Genomic DNA, 12,530 nt, shown 5'->3' with positions numbered 1-12,530 from the left:
TTCAAATGATTGAAGCAGGTTGAATTTTAAATATCAATATCACTTGAAATATGAATAAAAAAATTCATATAATTAGGTGACAATAGTAATTTACTGAGGAGGAAAATCATGAAAAATAAAAAAATAGGATGTCTAATTTTTTCGGCTATTATTTCTATGTCTTTAGTGTTTACAGGCTGTAGTAATAATGAGAAAACAGATAAAGTGACTTCTGAACCGAAGGTTAAAGAAAAAATAGTATATGCATTAAATACTGCTCCAACTGGTGTATTTAATCCGTTGATAGCAAATACTACATATGATGATGCTGTAAATGATTTAGTTTACTCTAGTTTTTTAACTTATGATAAAGATTATAATCTAAAAGACGATATGGCAGAAAGTCATGAGATATCTAGTGATAATTTAGTATATAAATTTAAACTTAAAAAAGGTATCAAGTGGCATGATGGAAAAGATTTGACTATGGATGATATAGAATTTACTTTTAAGACTTTAGCAAATAAAAATTATGAAGGTTCTAGCAAAGATGTAGTTGAAAAAGTAAAGGGCGTTAAAGAGTATAGTGAAGGCAAAGCAGATTCTATAGAAGGTATAAAGGTTAATGGTGATACTATAGAGTTTCACTTTGAAAAGCCTTATTCCGTAGCCCTAGGAAAGATAGGGACAACTCCAATTATACCTAAGCATATATGGGGGGATGTACCTGTTGAAAAGTGGACTGAAAGCAGTGACTTATTAGGAAATCCAGTAGGTAGTGGTCCATATAAATTTATTAAATTCGAAAAGGGACAAAGCGTAGAATTTGAAAGAAATGATGATTTTTATGGGGACAAGGCTAAAACAAAAAAGTTTGTATTTAAAGTTACAAATCCTGAAACTGTGCAAGGCGAACTTCAAAATGGAACTGTAGATGTTGCAGATGTTTCAACTTTGAAGAAGAAGGATAGAGAAGATTTAAGTCAAAAGAAATTTGAATTAGTTAACTATCCTAAAAATGCCATACTTTATATGGGAATAAATTTAAGACAAGATAGATTTCAAGATGTTAAGGTTAGACAAGCACTTATGTATGGAATAAATCGTAAAGATGACTTAGAAAAACGTTCAGAAGGTAATGGAGTTCTTGTTAATGTTCCTATGCTGCCATCTTCATGGGCTTATCCAAAAGATGCTGGGCTTAATGAATATAATTATGATGTAGAAAAATCTAAAACTCTTTTAAAAGAAGCTGGATGGGAAGATAAAGATAAGGACGGAATATTAGAAAATAGCAAAGATGAGAAGTTTAAAGTCAAACTACATTGCCCAAGTGGTAATAAGGATCAAGAACAAAGAGCGTTACTTATACAATCGAACTTGAAGGATGTAGGAATTGATGTAGAAATACTTACAATGGAATTTAGTACTCTTATGCAACAAGTAGTTGGGGATCATGAATTTGATTTATATTTAATGGCTAATATGCTTCCTATAGATCCAGATGCAAAACCATATTGGCATTCTACTGCTGCTTCAGATAAAAAGAATACTTTTGGTTGGAATATATCAAGCTACAAAAATCCAGAGGCAGATAAGTTAATGGAGCAAGGTATTGAGGTTTCAGATATGAATAAGAGAAAAGAAATATATAAAGATTATGCTAAAATAATGAATAATGACGTGCCATGGGTATATTTCTTCTCACCAAACATAGTTAAAGCTACAAATCCTAAACTTAAAAACTTTACTCCAAATACAAATTTAGATTTTATAGATGTTGAAAATTGGTACATTGAAGAATAATAAAGGTTAGAATGGTGCAGGTTTCTTTAAGATATTATAGAGGCCTGCACAAATTTATAGTGTTTTATAGTCTTAGTGAGTTTGAGGTGATGTTTTGAAAAAGTATATATATAAAAGACTTACAACTACTTTAATAGTTTTATTTGGTGTATCCATAGTAGTTTTTGCCATGGTTCATATGCAACCTGGAAATCCTTATATTCAAATGATAAATCCAAATATACCGGCAGAACAAACTGAAATCATGTTAAAAAATTTAGGCTTTTATGACCCATTACCTATTAAATATATAAAGTGGGTACGTAGGGCTATGGTAGGAGACTTTGGATATTCCATACAATTTAAGGAGCCTGTTCTTTCAGTTATAAATAGCAGGATATGGAACACCCTTTTGTTATCCATAGTTTCCTCTATAATAAGCACAGCTATAGCAATACCAGTAGGGGTTATTTCTGCAACTAAAAGAAATAGCACTTTTGACTATTTAGCAACAATAATATCTTTCATAGGCATTTCTATACCCTCATTCTTTTTTGGACTATTATTAATTAAGATGTTATCTTTTGATACTACAATATTTCCAATATCGGGAATGAGAACAGCAGGTGAAAGCTATACTGGAATAAAATCCTTTGTAGATGTTGCAAAACACATGGTGTTACCATCTTTAGTTTTGTCATTTATGAATATAGCAGCTCTTATGAAATATACTAGGTCATCTATGATTGAAGTTATAAACAAAGATTATATGAGGACAGCTAAAGCAAAAGGTTTAAAAAATAGGACTGTTATTTGGAAACATGGTTTTAAAAATGCTTTAATAACGATAATAACAGTACTCTGTATGCAGATTCCATATTTATTTTCCGGTGCATTATTAACAGAAACTATATTTATATGGCCAGGAATAGGTAGGCTAAATTATGATGCAGTTTTAAATCGAGATTATCCACTTATTATGGGGATTTTAATGATAGTAGCTATAATTATATTATTATCTAATCTAGTAGCAGATGTGCTTTATTCCATAGTAGACCCTAGGATTACATATGAAGAGTAGTTAGATCTTTTAATTAAAAATAAAAAGATGGATATAACTAAAGGAATAGGAAATTAAGGTATTAATATTATAAAGGATTGTATATCTAAAGTTACAAAAAAATTATATATTTAAAAGCAGGGGATTTATATGATTAAAAACAGAGGTTTAAATAGATTTAAAAAAAATAAATTAGCTATAATTGGAACTGTACTGATATTAATATTAGTAGTTTTTTCTATTATAGCACCACTTATAATATCAAAGGATATAAATAAAGTGGATTTGATGAATATTTCTATGTCGCCATCAAAAGATCATATTTTAGGTACAGATGAAATGGGAAGAGATGTATTTGCAAGGCTTGTATACGGTGGAAGAGTATCTTTAACAGTTGGAATGTTAGGTATGTTAATTCAAATATTTATAGGAACAACCTTAGGCATTATAGCAGGATTTTATGGTGGAGTTGTAGATAGTATAATAATGCGTATAGTTGATGTATTTATGTGCTTTCCATTTTTTGTTATTGCAATAGCTATGGCAGCAATTCTAGGTCCAAATATATGGAATGTAATTATAATAATAGGAGTATTATCTTGGACAGGCATAGCAAGGATAGTAAGGGCAGAAATATTAAAACTAAAAAAATCTGAATACATTGAAGCGGCTCATGCTTTAGGAATTAAAAACATAAGAATATTATTAAAACATCTTTTGCCTAATATTATTCCATCTGTAATTGTGGCGTCTACATTATCCATAGCTAGCGGTATATTAACAGAAGCATCCCTAAGTTTTTTAGGTATGGGAGTAAAGCCCCCACAGCCAAGTTGGGGAAATATGCTGGCGGCAGCTCAAAATATGAGAACACTTCAAAGTGAATGGTGGCTTTGGATACCCCCAGGATTGTGTGTATTTTTAACTGTTATGTCAATAAACTTTATGGGCGATGGAATGAGAGATTTTTTAGATCCAAATGTAAGTTAAAGGAAGCACCTCAGAGGTACTCCCTTTTACTGGGAGGACCTCTGAGGTGCAACCATTTATTGTAAGCGTCTTTATGAAATTAAACTTAGCGGTTTACATAACCTTAAAAATAAAATATAATAAATATGAAAGAATCCACAGTTGTGGCCATTTATATGAAGGCTCTGTGGATTATTTTTGTTTAATATATATTTTTGTGGATAAGTTATCAAAATTAAGTGATTTTTAAGTTCGCGCTAAGTTCCTTTTAATATCAAGTGATTCTTAGACTCAGGTGGAGTTTGCTTATAAGGAATACATCTCTCCATATGAGTATTAGAAGAACTTATAAAGGGGCGTAGCAGCCGTCATCCCCCACCTTGAAGAGGATAGGGGTGTTAGGTCTGGTAGCCATCGGATAGAATTAGCGATGATAACTCAATTAGATAATCTAAACTCTAAGTAAAAGTAAATATATAATATAAAGTATAGATGAGATTATTTATGTTTAAGGGTATAATTATAAATAAGGGAATTAAATATATTTAATAATATATTTAAAAATGTAGTTAATATATACAAGGATGATTATTTTTATAGATGTAGGCAAGAATTTATAGAAAATATGGATTGATATTAGTTGATTCAGTTCATTCGGTTCATTGGGATTAATAATTAGTTATTTATTTTAAAAGATTTTAAAGTGAACTACTCTCCATCTAAGAGGTGGGAGCTTCTTGAGGAATGTTAAAAATAAAATTGTTAGGAGAGATTTTGATGTACGATAAAGTTATGGAGTCAGTAAATTATATAAAAGAAAAGATAGCTAGAGAGCCTAAGGTAGCGGTGATTTTAGGATCAGGACTTGGTGGGCTTGTGGATGTAGTAAAAGATATGCAGTACATAGATTATAAAGATATTCCTAATTTCCCACAGTCTACAGTAGAGGGGCATGAAGGAAGATTGGTTTTCGGTAAAATTAATGGTGTGGAAACACTGCTTATGCAAGGTAGATTCCACTATTATGAGGGGTATACTATGAAGGAAGTAACATATCCTATATATGTTATGAAACAATTAGGTATCAAAAGTATTATAGTAACAAATGCTTGTGGAGGAATAAATACTAGCTTTAAGCCTGGAACATTAATGATTATTAATGATTTTATAAATCTTTTTGGAACTAACCCTTTAATCGGAATTAATGATAAACGTTTTGGAGTTAGATTCCCTGATATGTCTGAACCATATAAGAGAGAACTTATAGAAAAGGCAAAAACTATTGCAGATGAAATTGGAGTAGAGTATAGAGAAGGGGTTTATGCTGGATTTATGGGACCTTATTATGAAACAGCAGCAGAGATTAGATCTATCGGAGGACAAGGGGCTGATGCAGTTGGTATGTCCACAGTTCCAGAAACCATAGCTGCAAATTATTTGGGGATAGATGTACTTGGAATTGCTTGCATTACAAACATGGCTACAGGAATACAAAAAGAAAAACATTCTCATGAAAGAGTAGTAGCAACTGCAAAGAAAGCATCAATTGATCTATGCAAATGGGTAACTAAGATCATTGAGAATATGAATTAAAAATATTTGTTAAAATTACTTATCATTAGAATGAATTATGTGATAAACTCTATATTGGAATTATAAAGAAGTGATAAAGCACCTAAGAAGATAAGAGCTTAAAAAGCTATGTATATTTTGAAGGTGCCTAAAATAAAGTTAAGAGGTGCTATTATGAAAAAAGAATACAAAGACGGAACTAATGAATATGAGATAATAGGGAATGTAGCTCATATAAAATTAGTCAAAAGAAAAGGAACTATAGTTGAAACTAAAATAGATGCAGAAGATTTACAAAAGGTCCTAGCTAAAGGAACTTGGTTTCCAGAGTGGAACAGCCATTTTAACAACTATTTAGCTCAAAGTATAGGAGACGTAACTGTAGGAGATAAAGTTTATAGCAGAAAGCAATCCATGCATTCACTTATATTAGGACTACATCCTAAGGCTCCAATTATACACATAAACGGAGATACATTAGATAATAGAAAAGAAAATTTACAAGTATACGATCAAACTACACCTAATGATTTTAAGGAATTAGATGAGACTACCTCAGCTATAATACTTAGAGATAAAGACGGGATAGAAAGAGCAACAGCTATAATTGACAAAGAAGACCTAAAAAGAGCTATTAATAGTGATATGACTTGGGTTTATTATAAGGTTGGAACACAACCTCATGCAGTAGCAAACACACCAAAGGGAAGAATATTTTTAAATAAATTTATAATGAAGTGTGATGCAGACACAAATGTTGAAAATATAAACCTTAATACATTAGACAATAGAAAAGTTAATTTAAAGGTTAAAGCTAAAGAAGAAGAACAGGCAACTGAAAAATAGTAAGTATTGAATCTATTTTCAGCTCCATATTGTTATTTTAAAAAAACCACTAAAAAGTTATAATGAAATTAAAAAGGTTTATGGCATTTATTTTGTCATAAATCTTTTTTTTTAACTTTAGGGTAAGTTTTAAACAACTTGCATACTTAATGAGAGAAGAGTAACTTTTGCATATTCTTTGAGTGTACAAAAGTTTAATTAAGTACTGTAGGGGGCGTCTTTCATGGGATATACTAATATAGATAATAATATAATGAATTATAATATATCTGGAGGAGCGTTTAAGCTATATTTTTTGTTGCAAAGTATGTGCTATGATAAAAAGGTTCAGTGTTTCCCATCTCAAGATTATTTAGCTAAAAAGCTTAATAAGTCTGTTAGAACTATCCAAAGATACTTAGAAGAACTGATAAAAGAAAATCTTATAGAAAAGAAAAGAAGAGGAAGTATATCTAATATCTACACTATGGTTTTAAAAATGGTGTCCCAAAAATCTAAGACTATGGTAGACTCTGTAAAAGAAATTAAAAAGAGGGCTGAAAAGAAAAATGAAGATAATATACATGAACTAAATAGGAATACTAAAGAATCTTATAATTATAAAAACAAGAAATATACTTCAAATTCTTATAAGAAAAAAGAAAGTAACTGGAATTTAGAAGGACGAAACTATGATTTTAAAAACTTAGAAAATATGCTTTTAGGACATGATAAATATGATGTAAATAAACTATATAAATAGTGAATAGCGAGGGGTATTATGGATGGTAGCCATCGGATAATACCAACTTGAGTTTTCAAAAGAACCCACCGCCTTCAAAAAAAGAAGGCTTATTTATCTTGGGTATCTATAATTATAAGTAGCAAATATGTTTTGATAAATTTAAATATATCTTAAAAAGATCATTAAAGTATCTTAAGAGCTTAATGATCTTTTTTTGTTATGCTTATTTAAATATAAATAATGCTGAACTGTCCCCACTTAAATATCATTAATGCTGAACTGTCCCCCATTTAAATATGAATAATGCTGAACTGTCCCCAAACTTTACCGAACTTTATAAATAATGCTGAACTGTCCCCAAATTTTATTAATATATGCTAATTATTAAATACATGTCGTATTAGATGTGACATGTATTTAATTTGTTATAAGACACTAGAAGCTACCTAATAAATAAAAGATAAAGAATTAAAAAGATAACAATATTACTATAAAATCTATATATTAATTGATTAATTATCTAGTAGTGTAGAAGGGGATAATAAAGGTAATATAATTTATGTTAATAATGCTTATGAAAATATTACAGGCTTAAAAAAGCATGAAGTTACAGGTAAAAATCTTAATAAACTACTGGAAGAAAAGGTTTTCAATATAGCCGCATCTTTAGTAGTATTGGAGAAAGGTGAGGTAGTATCAACAATTCATAAGTACGTTACAGGGAAAAGTGCATTAACTACAGCAAGTCCAATATATGATGTGAGTGATAACATAGTAGGAGTAATTTGTAATACTAGAAATATTTCAGAGCTTATAACCTTACGAAATGAATTGGTAGAAACAAGGAAACTTACTGAACGATATTCCAGTGAACTCCAAAGACTTCGTGAGATACATATGGAATATGAGGGGATTATTTTTAAAAGTAAGGTTATGAAGGAAATGTTAGAACTATTATCTAAAGTAGCTTTATTTGATAGCACTATTTTAATTTATGGCGAGTCAGGTACTGGAAAAGAGGTTTTAGCAAAGTTTATACACAAGGAAAGCAATAGACGCAGTGGACCATTTATAAAGGTAAATTGTGCAGCAATTCCTCATGAATTATTTGAATCTGAATTATTTGGATATGAGTCTGGAGCTTTTACAGGGGCATCCCAAAAAGGTAAACCAGGATTATTTGAGCTTGCTAATGAAGGTACAATTTTATTAGATGAAGTTGGCGAGTTACCTCTATCGGTTCAATGCAAATTATTACGGGTTATACAAGAGAGAGAGGTATTTAGAGTAGGAGGTTATAAGGGGATAGAATTAAATGTGCGCATACTAGCGGCTACTAATAGAAATTTGTTAGAAGAAATTAAAAAAGGAAATTTTAGAGAAGATTTATTTTTCAGATTAAATGTTATTCCTATAACAGTACCGCCATTAAGAGAAAGAAAAGAGGATATACCAGGTTTAATATCATACTTTTTAGAAAAGCTTAATAGAAAATACAAGAAAAATATTACTATTTCAGATGAGGTTATTAATATTATGATGAGTTATTCTTGGAAAGGCAATATAAGAGAATTACAAAATCTAATAGAATACTTATTTATTATTAATCCTAATGATGAAGTTTGTATTGAACAACTACCAACAAAATTATTAGCAGAACAGTTAGTTTTAAATAATAAGAGCGATTCTTCAAAGCTTAAACACATGATGGAGTTAATTGAAAAGAATATAATTATATCAGCACTAAAGAATCATTCATCTATGAGAAAGGCCGCAAATGACCTTGGGGTGGATGTTTCAACCTTATCACGAAAGATAAAAAGGTATGGAATTGATACCTTTTATATTAAATAGGTATTAAAAAAATATTTAATTTTAGGTATAAATTGTAATAAAACAACAGTGGATAATAGCATTGCATTATTGCAACATTAGAAAATAACAATAGATGACACCTTTAATATAGAGAATACCAATAGTAGAAGGCATATTAATATTTAATGATGCATATTTGCAACAACCATCCTTTGTGAAATCCATCCAATCCCTTTAGAGTGCTTATATAAAAAGTTGGCATAGATATTGCTAATATAGATAAGTGAAAGACAAAATAAAAACTAAATATGAAGGGATGGGAGATTAATGGAAGAAAAGTACAAAGATAATGGTGGAAAGTATGAATTTGATCAAGAATTGTTGGATAGGGCTTTTACTGAGGCAAGAAAGATATATAAGCAAAGAGGATTCCAAACTAGAATGGGATATGGTAAAGCACCTGCAATAACAACAGTGGATATGGCAAAAGCTTGGATGTCAGAAGGTCATCCATTTACCTGTGAAAACTGTGATGAGGTTTGTGCCAATTCACTTAAAGTACTAGAAGCTGCAAGAAAATCAGGAGTTCCTATATTCCATACAACTACTGGATATACAGGAGAAAAACAATGGGACTTGCCTAGATGGGATGAAAAAATACCTATGCATACATTAGATATTAACTCAGAGTGGATGCAAATTGATCCTAAGCTTAAGCCAAGACCAGAAGAGCCAGTTATTCATAAAAAATATGCAAGTAACTTTTTTGGTACACATTTAGCTCAAACTTTAAACTATTTAGGTGTTGATACCGTAATAGTAATGGGAGCTACTGCATGTGCCTGTGTTAGGCATACTGTTATGGATTCAACAGGATATGGATTTAAAACTATAATCCCTGAAGGAACTATAGGAGATAGAGTGCCAGGTGTTATTGCTTGGAACTTATTTGATATGGATGCTAAATTTGCTGATGTTGAGCCTCTAGAAAATGTAGTTAAATACCTTGAGGGTATAGATTCAAAGGTATATAACAGATAATTAAATAGAAGATTTCAATACTTAATGGGGACACCTACTTGGCAAAACAATAAAGGGGGTGTTCCCTTAAATTTTTAAGGAGGGGATATAATGAATATTTTAATTAAAAATGGTGTTATTGTATCTGCTATAGATGAATATAAGGCTGATATACTTATAGAAGATGAAAAAATTGTAGCTATAGGTACTGGTTTAGATAATAGGGCTGATAATATAATTGATGCTACTGGTAAGTATATTTTACCTGGTGGTGTAGATGAGCATGTTCATTATGGATCTTTTGGATCTATGACTTTTGAAACTTCTGATGCGGCTATAGTAGGTGGAACTACAACAATTGTAGACTTTGCACCGCAGCAAAAAGGACTAAGCATTAAAGAATCAGTAAAACTTCACAATGAAACATTAGCAAAGGGTGTATCAGTTGCAGATTATTCATTTCATTGTGTAGTAACGGATCCCTCTGATAAGATTTTTGAAGAAATACCTACATTAGCTAAGGAGGGGATTTCTACATTAAAGTTTTTTATGGCATATAAAGGAACACCTTTAATGGTTGACGACTCTACTATCTTTAAGGCGCTTCAGGTAGCCAAAGATTCAGGTGTTACTATAATGGTTCATGCTGAAAATGGCGATATAGTTGATACACTTCAAAAACAACTTATATCAGAAGGAAAAACTGATCCCAAATATCATGCAGATTCTAGACCTCCATTAGTTGAAGTAGAAGCTACTAAAAGGGCTATCTACCTTTCACGAATGGCAGATGCTCCTATATTTATTGTGCATGTATCCTGTAAAGAGGCTATGGAAGCTATTAGAGATGCTAACATTCAAGGTACACCTGTCTATGGTGAGACATGTACACATTACCTTACATTGACAGAAGAATGCTTAGCAAAACCCAATTTTGAAGGAGCAAAATATGTATGCTCGCCACCTCTTAGAAAACAAGAACATTTAGATTCACTATGGGAGGCAGTAAATAAAGGTTGGCTTTTAGCGGTAGGTTCTGACCATTGCGCGGTTAAGGGTGGATTTGAAAAAGGAAAACGTAAGGGCATGGGGGATTTTAGTACAATACCAAATGGATGCCCAGGAGTCCAAGATCGTTTAGCTTTGATGTGGACCTATGGGGTAGAAAAGGGAAGGATTAGCCGTCAAAGATTTGTAGATCTTTTCGCTACAACTCCAGCAAAGGTGGTTGGTTTATTTCCACAAAAGGGGCAGATTGCTATTGGATCAGATGCAGATATAGTTATATTTGACCCTGACTTTAAGGGTATCATAAGCGTAAAGGATAGTTTATATGGTTCGGATTATAATCCTTTTGAAGGGCTTGAACAAATAGGAAGAGCAGAAAAGGTCTTTCTAAGAGGAAAGTTAACAGCTGAGAATGGTAAATTTTTAGGTAACATTGGTCAAGGAAAATATATAAAGGCTAAACCTTTTGGTTTATGTTATGAGAACTTTAAGAATTCTAATACTAAAATACAACCTAAGGTTATAGCAGAATAATTGAGTTTGTGTGAAATACTTATTAAAGAGTAGTTCACTTAACACATCCTAAAGTAGAGATTGGAAACATAAGACCTACAAAGATAGATTAATTAATCTATCTTTGTAGGTCATCCCAGTTTAATGATAACTCACTTAATTCAATAAGTGCTGAAACCTTATCTTCTGCCTCTAAGGATCCATTTAATCTTGCAATATTTCTATCTATTGCAATCATTTCATTTCTTTCAGCGCTAAATTGAACCCTATTACCAACTATTTTCCACGCAGTTTTAAGTTTAGTTAAATTCTCTTTTGCTTCAATCCAATTTTCTGATTCAACATCTCTTTTTACACTTTCTATACAACTTTTAACATTGTCTTTTTCGCTAAATGGCTTTTTTAACAAGCCACCTGTAGTCATTATTGCTATAAAAACTACTAAGGCAAACACTACCATTATATATGATTTATTTCTACTCATAATAAACACAACCACCTATTTATATATATCTTTTATATCGATAATCTTATTTTTGTAAGTATCAACTTTTAACTTTTTAGAAGAATCAAGATAAGCATAAAATATTTCTAGAGGACTTTCAAAACCTTGTTTATTTAATTCTTTTAAAAGCCACTTTCGGTCTATTTTATACTTAGGCAAATTATCTTCAATTATCATGCCGTTAAATATTAATTCGTTGTTTACATCTTGATTTTTTAACTTTATATCCATGCTGTATACTATGTTTGAAAATTCATCTTTTGTTAAAACGGAAAGCTGTCCGTTTGTTTCAAGTATTGCGAACTTTACTTGGTTTAAGTCGAATATGTCTTTTAATCTAAGTAATCCTAAGATATCCACAAGGGTAAATTTAGATTTTTTAAGGTTATCTCCAAGGATTACGCCGTCATGAATTATAATTGCCGATTTATCATTAACGAACTTAGTAACCTTTTTAGAATGTAAAGTAATAAGTTGTAATATGGCAGAAAAAGCAGCCCAAGTGAAAAGACCTACCCAGTGAGGCCAAGCAGAGCTAGCAAGATCTACTGTAAGTGATGAGGCAATAGATCCAATTGTAATTCCAACTATATAGTCAAAAAAGGTTAATTGAGCTATTTGTTCTTTACCAAGAAATCGCGTAAAAATAAGAAGTGTAAAAAAGGCTATTAGCCCTCTTACCAAAACTACTAATGCTTCATTCAATTTTATCACCATCTAAAATATATTTGAAA

General features: G+C 31.0%; 11 protein-coding genes and 1 pseudogene. 10 read left to right on the top strand and 2 right to left on the bottom strand.

Features of this window, described 5'->3' with window-relative positions:
- The first annotated feature begins 108 nt into the window (after window positions 1-108).
- The 10 genes and pseudogenes from BD821_RS09960 to hydA all read left to right on the top strand — a co-directional run bounded on the left by BD821_RS09960 (window position 109) and on the right by hydA (window position 11,312).
- Complete coding sequence (locus BD821_RS09960; RefSeq protein WP_104410358.1) at window positions 109-1,785, top strand: ABC transporter substrate-binding protein; 1,677 nt, start codon at window positions 109-111, stop codon at window positions 1,783-1,785.
- Between the two features lie 94 nt (window positions 1,786-1,879).
- Window positions 1,880-2,845 carry an ABC transporter permease gene (locus tag BD821_RS09955; RefSeq protein WP_104410357.1) on the top strand — a complete coding sequence of 322 codons (966 nt, stop codon included), beginning with the start codon at window positions 1,880-1,882 and terminating at the stop codon, window positions 2,843-2,845.
- A gap of 129 nt (window positions 2,846-2,974) precedes the next feature.
- A complete protein-coding gene (opp4C, locus tag BD821_RS09950) occupies window positions 2,975-3,814 on the top strand; it encodes an oligopeptide ABC transporter permease (RefSeq protein WP_104410356.1) in 840 nt (279 codons plus the stop codon).
- Between the two features lie 756 nt (window positions 3,815-4,570).
- Window positions 4,571-5,386, top strand: coding sequence for a purine-nucleoside phosphorylase (locus tag BD821_RS09940; RefSeq protein WP_104410354.1), 816 nt, complete (start codon window positions 4,571-4,573; stop codon window positions 5,384-5,386).
- 153 nt (window positions 5,387-5,539) lie between these two features.
- Entirely contained in the window at window positions 5,540-6,211 is a 672-nt protein-coding gene (locus BD821_RS09935) for a hypothetical protein (RefSeq protein WP_104410353.1), read from the top strand.
- Between the two features lie 223 nt (window positions 6,212-6,434).
- A complete protein-coding gene (locus tag BD821_RS09930) occupies window positions 6,435-6,953 on the top strand; it encodes a helix-turn-helix domain-containing protein (protein WP_104410352.1) in 519 nt (172 codons plus the stop codon).
- Window positions 6,954-7,484: 531 nt separating this feature from the next.
- A pseudogene (locus tag BD821_RS13775) lies at window positions 7,485-7,757 on the top strand (PAS domain-containing protein); the annotation flags it as partial.
- Window positions 7,758-7,832: 75 nt separating this feature from the next.
- Window positions 7,833-8,789 carry a sigma-54 interaction domain-containing protein gene (locus BD821_RS09925; protein WP_278335167.1) on the top strand — a complete coding sequence of 319 codons (957 nt, stop codon included), beginning with the start codon at window positions 7,833-7,835 and terminating at the stop codon, window positions 8,787-8,789.
- A gap of 288 nt (window positions 8,790-9,077) precedes the next feature.
- Window positions 9,078-9,791, top strand: a complete 714-nt coding sequence (locus BD821_RS09920; protein ID WP_104410350.1) for an isochorismatase family protein — start codon at window positions 9,078-9,080, stop codon at window positions 9,789-9,791.
- Between the two features lie 90 nt (window positions 9,792-9,881).
- Window positions 9,882-11,312, top strand: coding sequence for a dihydropyrimidinase (gene hydA / locus BD821_RS09915; RefSeq protein WP_104410349.1), 1,431 nt, complete (start codon window positions 9,882-9,884; stop codon window positions 11,310-11,312).
- A gap of 97 nt (window positions 11,313-11,409) precedes the next feature.
- Here hydA and BD821_RS09910 read toward each other — a convergent pair whose 3' ends face one another.
- Together BD821_RS09910 and BD821_RS09905 are read right to left on the bottom strand one after the other, a co-directional pair.
- Window positions 11,410-11,775, bottom strand: a complete 366-nt coding sequence (locus tag BD821_RS09910; RefSeq protein WP_104410348.1) for a DUF4363 family protein — start codon at window positions 11,773-11,775, stop codon at window positions 11,410-11,412.
- A 15-nt stretch (window positions 11,776-11,790) separates the two neighbouring features.
- Window positions 11,791-12,501 carry a DUF421 domain-containing protein gene (locus BD821_RS09905; RefSeq protein ID WP_104410347.1) on the bottom strand — a complete coding sequence of 237 codons (711 nt, stop codon included), beginning with the start codon at window positions 12,499-12,501 and terminating at the stop codon, window positions 11,791-11,793.
- Window positions 12,502-12,530 lie beyond the last annotated feature (29 nt).

Source organism: Clostridium algidicarnis DSM 15099 (assembly GCF_002934235.1).
Classification (GTDB): domain Bacteria; phylum Bacillota; class Clostridia; order Clostridiales; family Clostridiaceae; genus Clostridium_L; species Clostridium_L algidicarnis.
This window is presented reverse-complemented; position numbering and strand designations above follow the sequence as displayed.